Source organism: Lacihabitans soyangensis (genome assembly GCF_024343775.1).
Taxonomy (GTDB): Bacteria; Bacteroidota; Bacteroidia; order Cytophagales; family Spirosomataceae; genus Leadbetterella; species Leadbetterella soyangensis.
This window is the reverse complement of record NZ_RJUF01000009.1, coordinates 1-17,113: the sequence shown is the minus strand read 5'-3', so window position 1 is coordinate 17,113 and position 17,113 is coordinate 1. Positions and strand designations below refer to the sequence as shown.

11 protein-coding genes and 2 rRNA genes are annotated in these 17,113 nt (G+C 36.5%); all 13 read right to left on the bottom strand.

Annotation, left to right across the window (positions count from 1 at the left end; translation table 11 throughout):
• Positions 1 to 45 precede the first annotated feature (45 nt).
• Entirely contained in the window at positions 46 to 1,290 is a 1,245-nt protein-coding gene (locus EGI31_RS05170; protein WP_255036105.1) for an MFS transporter, read from the bottom strand.
• 24 nt (positions 1,291 to 1,314) lie between these two features.
• The gene (locus EGI31_RS05165) at positions 1,315 to 2,199 is read right to left on the bottom strand and encodes a DMT family transporter (protein ID WP_255036103.1); all 885 of its coding nucleotides are present in this window, start codon (positions 2,197 to 2,199) and stop codon (positions 1,315 to 1,317) included.
• On the bottom strand, positions 2,186 to 3,364 hold the full coding sequence (locus EGI31_RS05160) for a 2-methylaconitate cis-trans isomerase PrpF family protein (RefSeq protein WP_255036102.1): 1,179 nt from the start codon (positions 3,362 to 3,364) through the stop codon (positions 2,186 to 2,188). Before EGI31_RS05160 ends, EGI31_RS05165 begins: the two co-directional genes overlap by 14 nt.
• A complete protein-coding gene (tcuA, locus tag EGI31_RS05155; protein WP_255036101.1) occupies positions 3,361 to 4,854 on the bottom strand; it encodes an FAD-dependent tricarballylate dehydrogenase TcuA in 1,494 nt (497 codons plus the stop codon). The genes EGI31_RS05160 and tcuA overlap by 4 nt, the downstream gene beginning before the upstream one ends.
• 59 nt (positions 4,855 to 4,913) lie before the next feature.
• Positions 4,914 to 6,608 (bottom strand): TonB-dependent receptor plug domain-containing protein, encoded by a 1,695-nt coding sequence (locus EGI31_RS05150; protein WP_255036100.1) that lies wholly within the window; start codon positions 6,606 to 6,608, stop codon positions 4,914 to 4,916.
• Positions 6,609 to 6,701: 93 nt separating this feature from the next.
• Positions 6,702 to 7,940: a SusC/RagA family TonB-linked outer membrane protein gene (locus EGI31_RS05145; protein ID WP_255036099.1), complete on the bottom strand. Its 1,239-nt coding sequence runs from the start codon at positions 7,938 to 7,940 to the stop codon at positions 6,702 to 6,704.
• Between the two features lie 147 nt (positions 7,941 to 8,087).
• Entirely contained in the window at positions 8,088 to 9,071 is a 984-nt protein-coding gene (locus EGI31_RS05140; protein ID WP_255036098.1) for a FecR family protein, read from the bottom strand.
• A 15-nt stretch (positions 9,072 to 9,086) separates the two neighbouring features.
• Positions 9,087 to 9,644 (bottom strand): RNA polymerase sigma factor, encoded by a 558-nt coding sequence (locus EGI31_RS05135; RefSeq protein WP_255036097.1) that lies wholly within the window; start codon positions 9,642 to 9,644, stop codon positions 9,087 to 9,089.
• Between the two features lie 317 nt (positions 9,645 to 9,961).
• Positions 9,962 to 12,418, bottom strand: a complete 2,457-nt coding sequence (locus tag EGI31_RS05130; RefSeq protein WP_255036096.1) for a DUF5686 and carboxypeptidase regulatory-like domain-containing protein — start codon at positions 12,416 to 12,418, stop codon at positions 9,962 to 9,964.
• A gap of 66 nt (positions 12,419 to 12,484) precedes the next feature.
• On the bottom strand, positions 12,485 to 13,576 hold the full coding sequence (locus EGI31_RS05125; protein ID WP_255036094.1) for a Gfo/Idh/MocA family protein: 1,092 nt from the start codon (positions 13,574 to 13,576) through the stop codon (positions 12,485 to 12,487).
• Between the two features lie 67 nt (positions 13,577 to 13,643).
• On the bottom strand, positions 13,644 to 15,935 hold the full coding sequence (locus EGI31_RS25285) for a helix-turn-helix domain-containing protein (RefSeq protein WP_310586165.1): 2,292 nt from the start codon (positions 15,933 to 15,935) through the stop codon (positions 13,644 to 13,646).
• A 372-nt stretch (positions 15,936 to 16,307) separates the two neighbouring features.
• Positions 16,308 to 16,419: ribosomal RNA gene (gene rrf / locus EGI31_RS05105) — 5S ribosomal RNA — on the bottom strand.
• A gap of 148 nt (positions 16,420 to 16,567) precedes the next feature.
• A 23S ribosomal RNA gene (locus tag EGI31_RS05100) occupies positions 16,568 to 17,113 on the bottom strand; the annotation flags it as partial.

The window sequence follows — 17,113 nt, the reverse complement described above, 5'->3', positions numbered from 1 at the left end:
AACAAGCATCAATAGAGAAATAATCTATTGACGCTTGCCAGACATTCATTCTTGAACTAAAGGCTTTGAGGCGTCGATTCTAAACCATAAAAGACCACCAAGAATAACAATTAATCCGATTATTCTAACAGGTAATTCATAACTTCCTGTTTGTGTTAAGATATAGCCAAATGCCGATGCCATAATAGCCGATCCCATTTGACCTGCCAAGCCCATAGTTCCTGAAACCGATCCAGCGTTTGTGCCTCCAATGTCTGTTGCTGCAGCCCAAGATACAGGCAAGGTAAAGTCTTTAAATGCCAATCCTAAGGCCAAAAATATAATTGCTGTACTGGTATCTTGAGAAAAAGAGCCAATAATCATACAGATTCCAGCCATAACTAATCCAAACATACCTACATATCTTCTTCCAAATTTCAATCCTTTTTTCTTTGCTAAATAATCTGAAGCAAAGCCTCCAGCCAAACATCCAACCATGCCCATCACAAAAGGTAACGAAACCATCCAACCAAGCTCTGATTTAGGAATTCCACGGCCATTTTGGAGGTATTTTGGCATCCACGACATATAAAAATAAGCTCCGTACAAAAGACAATGATACATGCCCATCAATGCCCATAAATTTGGGTTCTTCAATACAACTTTCCATGGCAAAACACTATGGGTAACTTTTTTTATACTACGACCTGATTCAATAAAATTTATTTCTTCTTGTGTAATTCCTTTTACCTCGCTTGGCTCATCTCTAAACCAAAAATACCAACCTACAGCCCAAATTAAGCCCATAGCACCAAAAATATAAAATACTCCTCTCCAGCCAAATGACTCAGCCAACCAAATCGAACTTATTGGTGCTAATGCTCCACCCATTCTACTTCCCATCCAAACTATTGATTGAATACGGCCTCGTTCCACCGTCGGAAACCATCTTGCAATGGCTACAGAAATTGTCGGAAATGCACCAGCCTCTCCGGCTCCAAAAAGGAACCTTACTATCAATAGGAAATAAAACCCTGAGGCAAAACCAGTAAGAATTGTAAATATTGACCACCAAATCACTATTCTAAACAATGTTTTTCGAGGCCCGATTTTATCTACCATGATGCCAGTCGGAATTTCGAAAGCACCGTAGGCAAATGAAAATGCAGAAAGAATAAAACCCCATTGTTGGTCAGAAAGACCCAATTCGGTTGTTATATCATCTCCGATACTTGATATTGAATTTCTATCCAAATAGGTAATAATCGCAAATATTACGAATATTATTACGAGTTGATAACGTTTTTTCATTGATAGTTAAATTAGGGTTTTTAGTTAATTTATATTTTCTATTGCTGCTTTTTTCAAATTTGATTTATATATCATACTAAGAATTACTCCCAAAAAAATCATGAACATACCGAGCATACTTAAATATGAATAAGATTCATTAAACCATATATAGCCAATAACAAGAGCATATATAGCCTCGGTATATCTAAGTATTGATAAAAAGCTTACTTGGTCTTGTTGTTGAATAGCTATGGTAAAAAAGTTTTGAGCCGTAAACCCAATGAGTCCAATGACTAAAATTATGGAGGCTTGAAATAAATTGGGCCAAACAAAATTGTCGAAACATAGTACGCCACTGATAATAGTTGATATCAGCATGAAATAATGGAGTATGACAAGATGGTGGTCGTCTTCTCCTATTTTTCGGATAATAATAAACAACAATCCTCCAGAAAAAGCTGCCAGCAAGCCAATAGTCAAGTCTGTAAAACTAATTCTTGGATCAAAGCCTTTTACCAAGAGTATTCCTGAAAATGAAAGAAATAAGAAAAACCATTGAGGGAGTTTTAGTTTTTCTTTTAGAATCAAAACTGCCAAAACTGTTGTAAATACTGGTGATAAATATTTAAATGCTACAGCAGTTCCAAACGGTATTCTACTCAATAAGTAAAAAAAAGAAAACATGGATCCCGAGCCAACTAATCCTCTAAACAGTAGCATTTTATTGTTTTTTCCAATTAGTGAAATTCTTTCTCTTTTTAAAAAAAATACACACAAAAGCCATCCAATTATTGACCTAAAAAAGATGTGTTCGAAGATTGGGATTTCGGTACTGTATTTTACCAAAGATTGCATTGCCGAAAAGCAGAAAGTGCTTATCAACATATATTTTATGCCTTTGGTAAATTGAAAATTAGTAATAGACATAGCCTTCCATAATTTTTCTGACCGTTCTAATCGTTCCAGCCTTTTCAAGTAGAAGCTTTCCTTCCTTTTCTATCATTTCGATATTTACTTCAATAATTCCAGAAGGATGTTCGATTATGACCATTTCTCTATTTTGTCCATTATTTTTTCCAATTTCCGAAGCCACCGTACCGGGTATTTTTAAGGCAGCACCAATACAAATCGCACCAGTAACAGCATGGCTAGGATGCAAGGTTTTTGGGGTCAAATACCTCGACTGTATATTATGAGAAGGATTTTTAGGAGCAGAAAGGATTCCGATTTTCGGAAGTACATTATCGCTTACATCGCCCATACCAGCACGTTTTCCTGCTTCAATTCTTATGGCTTCTAGTTTTTGCATGATCGCTTTATTTTCAGCAAAAAATGCTTCGTTTTCATCTCCTTTGAGTCCAACATCTGTAGCTTTCAAAAGAACCATAGTACTACCAGCATCAATAATAGTTACTGGTACACCGTTGATAGCTTCCTTGGTTTGTCTGGTAGGAAACTGCTTGCCTGTTTTACCGCCTACCAAATCAAAAAGATTCATAATTATTGGTGCCGCGGTGCCAGGAACTCCGTCAATTTGAGCATTCCCTTCATAGGTAACCTTACCATTTGGGGTTTGTACAATTTCCTCAATAGTTGAATTTGTATTGATATTATAAATCATAACCCTTGTTTCAGGATGAGTTGCTTTTACCCAGCCTTTTTCAATTGCAAACGGACCAACACCCGCCATCATGTTGCCACACGGCGGTAGGGTGTCTACTATTGGATTTTCAATATCAACTTGGGCAAATAAGTAATCAACATCAATTCCTTTTCGTTTTGAAGGCTCAGCCATGACTACTTTGCTAGTAACTGTTACAGTAGCTCCAAGGCCATCAATTTGATTTGGGTCAGGAGAGCCCATCACTTTTAAAATGATAGCGTCTCTTGTAGCTTTATCTTTTGGAAGTTCTCGTTTATCAAAAAAAGGGCCCTTGGAAGTTCCTCCTCTCATATATGTTGCAGGTACTCTTTTTAAGGCCAGATTGTTTTCAAATTCTGTTTTTGAATCAACCTTTGAGACCTTGCAACTGGAAGTACCTAAAATTACAAACAGTAGTAAATAAAGCTGATACCTAAATAAAATTTTCATTTTAATGCTTGAATATATTTTGATGCCGAATAGCCAGCATTTCTTCCGAATACTGCACCAGAGGTTAAGCCCGATCCGCCAGGGTATCCATAAAAGAATATACCTCCGGCCATTTCTCCACATGCAAAAAGCCCATTTATGGGTTCTCCTTCTTCATTTAATACTTCTGAATCGGTATTTATTTTAACACCACCATAAGTAAATGTGATACCTCCAGTAACAGGAAAAGCTCTAAATGGTGGCGTGTCGATTTTATTTGCCCAATTAGTTTTGTTTAAGGTTAGGCTTTTGGTTGACCTTCCGTCTTTAATAGTTGGGTCAAATTCATTTGATTCATCTACAGATTCATTAAACTCTTGTATGGTTTTCAAGGCTTGAATTTTGTCAACACCTTCTAGTTTTTCAACAAGTTCTTCTAATGTATTGGCAATTTCAAAGCTTGCATCGTGTGTTTTATATTCTCCATACAATATATCCCAAACCTTTGCATCAAATATTTGCCATGCAAATTGGTTGGGCTGTTCCAAAACGGCTTTACCAAACTGGGCGTATGTGTAGTTTCTTAAATCTAGGCCCTCATCCACAAAACGTAGGCCGTTTGCATTGAGCATAATTCCATATAGGTAGGAAATTTTCCTATAATGTTTTCTTTCAATATGAGGGATTTCTAAGTTGCCATATTCTGGCATATTCAAATCCATTGGGGTTGCGTGGCATCCGCCAAAAAAACCATTTAGGGCTGCACCACAGTCAGTGGCCATTTTAAGTCCATGACCCATATTGTGTCGAGTTCCTCTAACTTTGGCTTTGCCCCAATTAGCACCAATGTATTTTTCTCGGAGTTCTTTGTTTGATTCAAATCCGCCGCAGGCTAAAACAACTGCACTTGTTTTAATCGATAATTGTTGATCACTTTTGGTATAAAGTATCTCAGACACTTTATCAGACTCCATAATAATTTTGGTAACGCCAGCACCAAAAACAATTTCGCCTCCTAATCTTTTAAATTCTTTAAGTTCTTCATGTACGAGTCCATCACCTTCGCCTTCGGCTTCTAAACTTAAGCCACCCCAAAAGACATATCGTCCATCTTTTAAAAATGATTGTCTTGAGTAAATTGGAGCGAATTTTATGTTATGTGAGCCTAGCCATTGAAGGGTTGTAAGACTATTATCGACAAGGTATTTTTGTAGATCTGTAAGCGTAACACCTTCATTAAAATGTTGTAAATCAGCTAAAAATTTATCTTTTGTATAGGATCCAAAATCGGTGATTTTGAGTTTTTCATCATCAGGATGCAAAAGTAAAGGTTTGATGTCGTCAATAGAATTATAGGCAAAACGCATTGCTCCTGCAGTGTATCTAGAGTTTCCTCCCCATTCTTTTTCATCTGCGATTTCTAAAATAGTAACCTTACTTCCACTTTCAAGTGCAGCTATGCCAGCACATAAGGCTGCATTTCCACTTCCAACAATTACCACATCAGACATAAGATAAATTATTTTTAATTGAGGAGGCAAGCACAAGATTTTGCCTCCTCAAGATTTAATTAAAAATTGTAATTCAAGGTAAGATTTAAGAAACGGCCCTGAGTACCAAACTGGTTGGTTCTTCTCGAAAATACCACTTCATTTGATGTTTGTGGTACTTGCAATAAATCAGGATAAACATCGAACAAATTATTTACTCCAAAAGAGGCAGAAGTTTTGCTAGTAGGTCTAAATGTTAACGCAAAATCGACTAAAGTTTTAGCCGGAAATACTTGGTAGGTTAAGGCATTAGGATCTGTTGGTTTTACTGCTAAAGTAGCCAAAGGATCACTTACTTCTCCAAATCTTGAGGCTCTTACCATTATTCCAAATTTGCTATAGTCAAAATTAACAGAACTTATTAGTTTGTTTTTAGGCAATCCATCTGTTATATATAAAGTGGCAACTTTGTCTGCAACTTCCACTCCAGTATCTGTTTTGCGATTAGCTCTTAAAGTTGTTACCATTGATGAATAGGCTGCATTTAAACTAATTTTGCCTTTTGATCCTATATTGTTATCATATCCAGCTACAAATTCAAAACCTTTGGTTCTGGTGTCAATAGCATTTACAAAAACATTGGCAGTTTGAGGGAATCCAGCTGCAACAAATTGAGGTATTTTTGAAACATCAACGTTTCCTGATAACATAATTCTATTGTCAACATCAACTCTATACATGTCAGCAGTAAGGGTAAAGTGATCACCAATTTTTGAAGTTACACCTCCTGAAATATCAAATGAAGTTTCTTGTTTTAGACCATTTACACCTATCAATTTTGCAAGGTCTGAAGTTGCTGGGATGATTGGGTTAATTATTGAATTTCCGGCATTATCAAAAGATATGTTTACGTAATTACTATAATATGCTTGTACCATAGATGGTGCTCTAAATCCACGGCTAACCGAACCTCTGATTGAAAATGGATCTGCTATTTTTAATCTAGAATTTAATTTATAAGAAAGATTTGAACCAAAATCGCTGTAATTCTCAACTCTTATTGCTCCGCCAACTAAGAATTTTTTGGTAATGTCAGATTCGATCTCCGAGTATAAACCCACGTTGGTTCTACCCCAATCACCAGCAGCTTTGTTACTAAAACCTTCTCTTCCGCTTGATCCTACATCTTTAGTTTTCTTTAAAGGGCCAGCTTCATACGATGCGGGATCGCCTGCTTTTAAACCAAAAGATTCGTATCTAAACTCAGTACCAAAACCAACACTTAAGTTAGGGTAGCTGCCTTCTTTAAATGTTTTTGCTATATCTGCATTTAGTAATGTCTGTCCAATTTTAGTTTGTCCAACATAGAATTCGGTTGGTGATGCAGATCCTAAACTAGGGTTTACGGTGTTTTCAGCATAAAAATCAACCTTATTTCCGCTTTGACCAAAGCTTAAGTCAGTGTTCCATCCATTACCAATTTTACCTTTTACGCCAGTAGTGATTGAGTAATCTTGTAAATCTGCCGGAGCAATTGGATTGTAACCATTAGGGAAAATTTCAAGGGCTGATCTCCTTGCATTAGAAGGAGGGCGAGTAAATACTCCCGTTACCACATGTTTATTTGTGTATCCACCAAATGCATAGAATTTCCATTTATCATTAATTTGAGTACCCGAATTAATGAAAATTCCCATGGTAGTATTTTCTGCTGACCCTAAAATAGCTCTATCAAGATCAATATTGTTTTGTTTCACCAAAGCAGCATCTTGCACAGCATCTTTTACATAAAATCCTGCCGCCGCCTTGTAAGGTCCAGATCTGTCGTATCCGTCGGTATGGTTATACTGGACTGTAGTGTTAACGAATCATTTTTTACCCATTTTCAAACCAAAATTGGCTGCAAGGTTATAGGTAAGGCCATCATTAATTGTTTCGGGAGCTATAAGGTTTTTAACATCCATGTTGGGTTTTGAACTTCCAATCCCCGTAAATACACTAACCGCACCGCCAGAAGAAGCATCGTTTAGTTCCATATTAATTACACCACCAATAGCATCAGAACCATATTGAGCTGCTGCTCCATCTCTTAAAACCTCAACTCTTTTTAAAGACAAGGCAGGCACCACGTTTACATCTGTTCCTACTTGCCCTTTACCCACACCATCGTTGATACTTAAAAAAGAAACTTTATGTCTTCTTTTGTTATTTACCAAAACCAAAACTTGATCTGGTCCTAATCCTCTCAATGAGGCTGGATCAACAAATGGAGCTGCATCATTTATTCCAAATTTTACTGCATTAAAAGATGGTGCCAAAAAATGAATCGATTGACCCAAATCCACTTGGCCGGAAGTTTGTAGTTCTTTGGCATTTATTACGTCAATTGCAACAGGTCTATCAACGTCTGTTCTAGGCTTTGAAAATCTGGAGCCAACCACAACCAAATCATTCAGTTTTGATTCAGATTCACTAAGAGTAACATTAATAACATGCGAATCACCTACTGCTAATTCTTGGGTTTTATAACCTATGAAACTGAAAACCAGAACGTCACCTTTATTAGCAGTAATTTCGTAATTACCTGACTGATCACTCGAAACTCCTTTTGAGGTTCCTTTTACGAGCACTGTTACACCTGGCATCAATTCTCCTTTGGAATCTTTAATAGTACCCTTTATTGGATTTTCAATAATTTCCTTTGGTAGAATTTGACTAGAATTTGGACTTGTTATACTACTTAGCTTTTTTTGTTTTAAAATAATTCTATTGTTTAAAACTTCGTAATCAATCCCATTTTTCAAGAGAACTTCATTTAGTACTTTTTCAAGTCTAACATTGGTTTGATTAACGTTAATTTTTTGCGTAGTTTCAATAGTATTTGAACTGTAAACAAATTTAACATCAGCCAGTTTTTCAATACTAATCAAGATTTTTTTCAATTCTACCCTTTCCTGATTTAAAGTAATCCTTTTTTCAAGGATTTCTTGTCCAAGCGAATTGTGAGCCAATCCGATTGTGCTAAAAAGAACTACAATAAAAATTTGAGAAATGGTAATTCGCATAATTTTATGCAAAAAAGGTTTTGTAAGAAGATTTTTCTTCATAGTTTTAATAAGTTTTTAAGGTTAAAAATTAAAAGCCATTCCCAATCTGACTGCGAATCTTTTTTGGGAATTAAAACCGACAATGGATACGTTCAAAGTCGGTTTTCTTTGTTTAGGTTTATGTCATAGGTTATGTTTAAAGATTAATTAATTATTGCATCCTTTTCCGTAAATAAATATCTCTGCACCTCTTTGCTCATAGTTTACTCCAAGTGCCTTACAAATTATTTCTATTTGAGTTATCAGGCTGATATCAGAAATATCCCCAGTGAATACACATCGGTTAATTTCTTCGTTTACAATTATTATTTCTATACCGAAGGATTCACTTAATTTTTTAACTATTTTTTCAATAGTTTCATTTTCAAAAACAAACTCAGTTTTTGAATTTTGCCCTTTCAAAATTTGAGGTTGATCAACAATACTTGGAGTAATTTCCTTGGTATTTGTATTGAAAATTATTTTTTGATTTGGAGTAAGTACAATGCCATTTTTCTTATTTTTTTCAAATTCTTTATTCTCGTATATCGAAACCCTTCCTGTATTAACTGAGACCTCAATATTCCCATTAATGCTATTTGGTTTAATTCTGAAACTTGTACCCAAAACCTGAGTTACTAGCTCCCCTGAATGTACAATAAAGGGCTTTTCTGGATTTTTCTTTACATTAAAAAATGCCTCTCCTTTTAAGAAGACCTCTCTGGAAACCTTACCAAATGATTCTTTATAGCTAATTGAGCTTTTACTGGCCAAATCTATCACGCTTCCGTCCTCTAAAATTATTTGCTTAGTTTCAGAAGAATTGTTTGTCATTTCAACACCGTCAGAATTATTAGTATAAGACAACTCAGCCTTTCTGGTAGTATAGACATATGAAAAACAAAGAACTAAAATTGCAATTGAGGCAGCAATTCCTCTTTTTGCCCAAAAATATAGCGACCTATCTTTTACTTTGTTGATTGTTAATTTTGACCAAATATCCTTTCTTATCTGGCTTAATTCGCTTTCTGGAATCCCGTTTAGCTCATATCCTTGATTCTGATACCATGACATTATTAGTATCTTTTCCTCTTCATTACAAGTCCCTGAAAGGTATTTTTGTAATAATTGGTCGAATTCGAATTGATTCATCGTTTAAATTCTTAATTAGTTTGGAGAATTATAATACTTTAATTCCTCTTTTAAGGCCTTCAAGGATTTGGTTATGTGGTATTCCACGGCCTTTTCAGAAAGATTATACTCTGAAGCAATCTTCTTTACTGGCATATTTTCGAACCTACTTTTCCTAAAAATCTCACAAGATTTTTCTGGCAAATTCATCAGGGCCTTATCTACTGCATTTGACAAATCCGAAAAGTTTAAAATAGAATCTGGTGAGTGATTTTGTTGAATTTCATGATAGATTAAATATTCTTGGAAATTACTGAAGTTTATTTTTGACTTAATCAAATTTAAACTTTTATGTTTTGCACTAACAACCAAATACACTCCTAGGTGCTCAATTTGATTTTCATTTCGCTTTTTCCAAAGGTTTTCGAATATATCCTGAACTAATTCTTCAGATTCTTCTTTGTCTCCTAATATATTATAGGCCACACTGAATAATTTTCTCCAGTATTGATCATATATTTCTTCAAAAGCCTTCTGGTCATTTTTTCGAAGTCTTTCTAACAAAAAGGAATCGTTTGAATGTACTCTTGTCATTTATATATTTTAGGGCTTATCAATATAGACATTTAAGCACGCAAAATCCCTAAATATTTTTAGAAAATATTAATATAGTACTATAAATATGGATGTTTGAAAAATATTCTTTTTCATTCAACCCTCTATTTAATAGGCCTATACGCTTTATTCTTTGACTTGAAGATTAGGAAATAAATTTTAAATTATGGTAGCATCAAAATCTAATTAACAATCGAATATGAAAGAAGATAAGTTGGATCTAACTAAGTAATTTTCTGTAAAAATTAAGGGGTTGATAAATTTTAACTCAAAGGCTTGTGCAAAAATCACCTAAATCAAAAACTCCAAGTATTGCGGTTTTGGTTATATGGCTCAATTGAAAATTTAATACCATTTCGAATCCCGAAATCGTTAGATTGACCAATAACGTAGTATGAGCCCAAACGGATGCGTTCACGGCCGATTTTAAAAATTCTATTAAACCCAAAATAAACTTCGGAATACTGATATTTTCTTTCAGGAACATACAAAAAGCCTGCTCCAGCCATTTCCCTGATACCCGTTTTGTTCAAAAGCGGTACTTTCGAAGTAAAAAAACCATTGAATTGATGCACGTAGTGTGACTCAAAATACCAATCAAAAGTGGGAAATGTCTTTGGAATAAGTTGATAAGTGTACATGGCAGGCGAGAAAAAGTATCTATCGCCACCCCGCTGATAACGGTAGTCCATCACGGCCATACGTGTGGTGTCTAGAAACTTCCCAACATTTATTCTATATTCCGAAGTGCCAATTGTACCAATATTAAATGTCTGATGAACAGCACCTGCAATTTGTGTGTAATTGCTGGTAATTTTACCAGACATGGGCCAGGCCTTTTCAAAATTAAAACTAAAAGTAGGAAATTTGGAGCCCAAAATTTGCTTTTGGTTGGGTTCACGAAGAAATAACTGCCTTGGCGTGTATTCTATCCCAAAATTAGTTTTGTAAACGTGCGTGGTTGGGAAAGTCTGAAGCGTGTTATTGGTAAAAATTTTATCGCCAAATGCCGCAAATTTATAATTCGAGAGATCGCTACGACTTTCATACAAAAGATTGGAGTTCAGATAAAATCCATTAAAGACTTCCGTTCTGTGCCTTATGTCTATGAACCGATTCTGATAAAAATTGCTTCTACGGGCAATATCACTGATGGTTGCAGAACCATTTATCACATTAAAACCCGAACCTACACGAAGATTTACACTTGAATTTCGAATAGGATTATAGAAATAGTTGAAGTTTATCTGGCCCTTCAAATCTTGATTCCTGAAACCGTAGGTGAGGTTAGTATTCGTAGAGAATTGTTTCCGATTTTCGTAACGTTTATAATACGCCACGCCGTATCTAACACGCCAACCCCCGATGGCCAAGGGATCAAGAAAACCAAGTGCCGGATCAAAAAACCATGTCTGCTTTTTGGCTCTATTGATATGTCCTATACCTGAATAAATGATTTTCGGAACAGTAATTTTGTTGTAAATCTTATCAATTGAATCTAGATAGACTTTTGAGTTCATCAAAATTTCCAGTCGTTCTTTTTCTTTGACCACTTTTTGCTCGTCTTTGCTCAATGGTTGGGGACGAATACTCTCCCAATAAGTAGAATCTCGTTTGTAGGCATTTTCGGTAGTTACACCCACTTCAGCACCGAAGAATCGCTTTGGCAACACTAAGTCAAATTTGAAGTCTGATTGTAAAACTTCGGTCTTACCGCTTTTCTTGGATGAACCTTCTTTTAATGTCCATTCGTAAGTCGTTTTTACTGGCATCCAACGGCTTTCTATTTTCTCAAATTCTTGCTTAAAACTAAATTCATCATATCGAAGCAAGGCCCTTTTGGTCAATTGCAAATCCACATTTCTGAGCACCCATTCGTCTTCAATCACCTCAATTGTGCCTTCATAGAGTGCATTTCCCAAAGATCTTGGAGTAACTTTTATTTGATAAACCTTTTGATTTTCTTCGAAATAATACTTCAAAAGTTGGAATTTATAATTGAGAAAAGTCAAATCGCTCAGAAACGAAACGATATCATTGTCTCCAATTTTAGCTATTTTTTGATGATTTTTATACAAATCAAATTCTCCATCCGTCACGGACTTATAAAAAAGTGTACTCTGATCTCCAATCCTTTTTACCGCTTCTTTTTCTTCCTTTTGCTGTCCGATGACATTTTGATGCCGCAGAAGTGAGCACTCGAAAATGTTCAAATTTGGAATCGAATCCTTAATTATTGGTTTTTTATCTAAAACGTCAGAAAGTTGATCATTCTCATCATTTTCCTTCTTTTTTACGGGCTTTCTGTCTACTTTCTCAACAGCTTTTATGTAAACTTTGCTCTGAAAATTCTGATATTGGTTCAACACATTTGTCTTGTTATCTATCAAGTGCTTTATCACTTCATAAGAATAATCCTTCTTTTTGACTTTCACCACTAACTCATCCAGTTGCTTTTGGTCAATTTTTAGAAAAATATTCTTTACCAAGTCTTTCTCCAAAACCACTTCAAAAATCTCGGTTTGATATCCCGTTGATGAAACCGAAATTCGATTTAAACCTTCCAAAAGCTTGATTTCATATTTTCCGAATTCGTCGGAATTGGTACCAACATTTGAGTTTATAGACCTGATTGTTGCTCCTAAAATAGGTTCATTGGTTTCGGTCATCACATAACCACGCAGGAAGTAGAAATCTTGACTCAGGCAGACAAACGGAAAAAATAAAAATGCTAAAAGGGATAGTTTCTTCAAAAAATGGTCATGAGTAATGGTTTTTAAACGACAAAAATGGCCATTTAGTGTTTTGTAAAAAACTCACTACCTCAAATTTACCACTTTCCCCGTTTTTGAAGACTTCACGGCAGCATCCAGAATTTCCATAGCCATCATGTTGATTTTCAAAGAGCCTAAATCGTTCTCAGGATTTATTTCTCCTCGCACCACTGCCGCAAAATAACTAAAAGCGTCATTCATAGGATTAGACAAAGGTTTTGCATCAATTGTCCATTCTTTCGGAGCATTTCTTTCACCCATTCTCACCCGCATTTGAGGTTCTCGATTGGCAAAAATATAACCCTTTTGACCATATATCTCTGTATCTTTTCTGTCAAAAGGCCAGTTCCAAGATGCCTGAAAAATCCCTTGAGCTCGGGGATATTGCACCACTATGGTGGCTTCGTCATCTACTTTAGGATATACCGAGGGTTTATTAGTTTGGGCAGTGGCCGAAACCGAAATAGGCCTTTCTCCCTTCATCAACCAAGTCATAATGTCAGCACCATAACATCCAAAATCCATGATGGCTCCACCGCCGTTTTTTACAGGGTCGGTAAGCCAGCTCAAAAAAGCATTCGAGCAACCTATCTCCTTTGGTCCGCTATGCCCATCCATGATGACCACTTTCCGAATCTCGCCAATTTTACCCTCTGTATTTATCATTTCAAAAGCTTGGTGGTGGCTAGCGTACCAAGTTGTTTCGTAATTGGTAATGATATTTATTCCATACTTTTTGGCTAACGATTCCATTTCCTTTGCTGCTTTCAGATTCACCGCCAGCGGTTTTTCGACCATCACGTGAATTTTCAAAGGTGCACATTTTTGCACTGTTTCTAGATGTTCAATAGTACTTCTAAAATCACAAACGGCCTCAGGTTTGGCTTTTTCAACCATTTCCTCCAAAGAAGAAAACCAAAGACTTTCGGGCAAATTGGCTCTTTTGAGGTACTTCAGAGCCAATTCTTTGTTGGGTTCTGCAAAACCTACCAACTCCATTCCTTCATGTTTTGGAGTGTTCAAAATTTGCCAGACATGGTCGTGTGTCATGCCAACAATTCCCATTCTTACTGGTTTTTGGGCGAAAACAATAGAAAAAGCAAAAGATAATAGAAGGGTAAATCTTATTTTTTTCATTTTTATAAAGGTTGAATATTTAAACTTACAAATACATTTTGACAAAACGAATCATATTGAAAACTAATCAGTTTAAATAATTCTTCGCTACTAAACTTGCCTTGTAAATACGTAATTCCTCCCAAGTGATGCTGTCGTCCAAAACAGCCTTGATTTCCCCCAACGGAGTATTGGAATCAAAACTTTCGAAGGCTGTTCCTATCTCCAAAATTCTATCGGGACTCATCAAATCTATGATATCAATTCGTTTTTGCTCAACTAATTTTGCAAAATGGGTATAAATAGTACCTAACGAAAGTACTCTTTTTTTGGCAATTTCTTCAATCGTCATTTTCTTTTGCCAAAGCTCAAAAGTCTCCTCTGTGGTTGGCCTTTGATTGAGTTTCTTCTTGGGTTTTGGAACTTCATAATAAGAAACATCATCCAATTCTTTTAATAGACTTTCACTTTCTTCCAAAAATTTAGCCAAAGAATTATCCAGCATTTCCCGTTTGTAGCTTTTTTGACTCTCCGTTATGAGATTTTCTTTCGTAACTTCTATTTGCCTAAAAATACATTCAACAAACCGCTCAACTTTGAAAATTTGCAAAATCAGAGAAGTCAGATAGCTGTCCATTTCCATCAATTCCTCAAAATAGGATTTCGAACGCTTCAATCTTTTTACCAATTGAATCCTCAAAAGCAAAGTCATGTGATGCTCTTTCAAAAGCGGCAAAAAGTACATTACGGCAGCATCAACTCGCTGTTTAATGTAAGCAAAATCAAAAGTTTGATTTTGAAAAGCAAAATTGAGTTGTTGGGTAAATTTTGATGCCAACGCCGAAAGTTCCATTTGTTTAGCCAAATAGGCCTTTGCCCATTCTATTTCTTTTGCCTTAGATGTTTTGTCTAACTCATCCTGATAACCCACCACATGGTTTCTAACAACCTGCTCAAAATTGGTCCAATTGAAACTTTGCACAACATAATCTTTTACATAAACCAACTTCTCTTGTGCCAAAGATTCTGCTATTTGCTCTGCATCTGCTTTATTATTGGCATACTGAATTACATCATAACTTGACTGTATGCCATTCAAACGAATCGGTTCTGTCAAAACCATCCCTTCCAAAGTTCTCAATCGTGAAAGAGCCACATACAATTGCCCAGGCACAAACACTTGTGACACATCCAAAATGGCCTTATCAAATGTTAATCCCTGACTCTTGTGAACCGTAATGGCCCAAGCTAACTTTATAGGATAGTGCACAAAAGTGCCTAGCGTTTCTTCTTCTATTTCCTTTGTATTCTCATTTACAGAATATCTAATATTTTTCCATTCATACTTTTCAACTTCTATCGTTTTGTTTTCTTGAGGAAATCTGACGTGAATTTCATTTTCAGAAATTGAAGAAATATAGCCCATTTTACCGTTGAAATAATTCTTCTCCATGCTCAAGTCATTCTTCACAAACATCACTTGAGCACCTTTTTTGAGCTCGAGTTTTTCTTCAAGAGGATAAATTCTATCAGGAAATTCTCCAGTGATTTCGGCAAAATACTTCAAAGCTTTGCCATCTAATTCCTCTAAAGCCTTTTTGTTGATTTCGTCGGCTTTGTGGTTATGTGTAGTAAGCGTAATAAAACCTCCATCAGGTGGAGCTACAAACTCAGGATTGAGGTTTTCGTTAAGTTTTATCTGGTCTTCTTGGGTGATCTGGTTATTTCGAAGGTTGTTCAAAATATCTATAAAAACGGGATCCTGCTGTCTAAAAATCTTGTCCAACTCCACATAAATAGGTGGATCTTTTAAAATAGCATGGGCGTGAAAGAAAAACTTGCCCGAATAATACTTCTTTAAAACCGCCCATTCTTCATTTTTGATAACAGGTGGAAGCTGCATCAAATCTCCGATAAAAAGTACCTGGACTCCACCAAAGCTCTGTCTGTTTCTACGAACTCTTTGCAGCATATAATCCATGGCATCCAACACATCAGGCCGCAGCATACTTACTTCGTCGATGATTAACAGCTGTAACTCCTGAATTACATTCCGCTTAACGGTACTCATCCTAAAATGCCGAGTAAGCGATAGTTTTGTCTCGAATCTAACCGATTCAGAAAAATGCTCAGGGTCAATCTCCTCAGGTATAAATCCCGCAAAAGGCAATTGGAAAAGACTATGAATGGTTACCCCTTTGGCGTTAAGTGCAGCTATACCCGTAGGAGCTACCACTACAGTATTTTTATAAGTAGAACCAACAATATAATTAAGCAAAGTAGTCTTACCAGTACCCGCCTTTCCAGTCAAAAAAATAGATTTTTGCGTTTGATTAACAAAATTGATGACATTTTGGGCGATGGGTGAGATTTCGGTCATTAAAATCCAAGGAAAATTAGAGCATAATTAAAACACAAAAATAACCTTAAAATACGGAAGTAAATAACAGGGAGTATCTAAATTAAAAAACAACCTGATGTAACATTTCACTATAACAATTGCATTATATATGGATTTACGGAAGTCTTTTAAAAAAAAACAAACTTTCGCAATGCGATTTTTTAAACAAAAAACTGGTGAGAACACCTAGTGATCAATCGAAACGTCGAACCGCTACTTACACAGAACTAGCCGCTACCATTTGATCCAATTACCAAGTTGGTGCGGCATTCCGACTTAATGACTCTGTTCAATTACGCATAAAACAAAAAAACCCCAACACTTACGCGTTGAGGTTTAATTATAATAAAAAACTGGCATCTACCTACTCTCCCGGGTTTGATCCAAGTACCATCGGCGGTGCGGGGCTTAACTGCTCTGTTCGAAATGGGAAGAGGTGTTCACCCGCCCTATTGACACCATGAATATCTTCTGGTTGTCTTTTGGACATCTAAATTCTTTTGACATTAATGCTTATCTATTCACTCCCACCTTGCGGTATCTGAGCTGCTCCCTGAGCTTAGCCGAAGGGAGTCGATGAAACATTGTGATTGAGAAAGACTGAAAATAAAAATTTAAGAGCTCTCGGTTCATTAGTACTACTCGGCTGCATACATTACTGCACTTCCACCTGTAGCCTATCTACGTCATAATCTCTAACGTTCCTCAAGGGAAGTCTCATCTTGAGGTGGGTTTCACACTTAGATGCTTTCAGCGTTTATCCCGTCCCGACTTAGCTACTCTGCCGTGCCCTTGGCAAGACAACAGATACACCAGCGGTCAGTCCAATTCGGTCCTCTCGTACTAAAATCAGAGCCTCTCAAACTTCCTACGCCCACCACAGATAGGGACCGAACTGTCTCACGACGTTCTGAACCCAGCTCGCGTGCCACTTTAATCGGCGAACAGCCGAACCCTTGGGACCTTCTCCAGCCCCAGGATGTGACGAGCCGACATCGAGGTGCCAAACCTCCCCGTCGATATGAGCTCTTGGGGGAGATCAGCCTGTTATCCCCGGAGTACCTTTTATCCTTTGAGCGATGGCCCTTCCATGCAGAACCACCGGATCACTATATCCTACTTTCGTACCTGTTCGACTTGTTTGTCTCGCAGTCAAG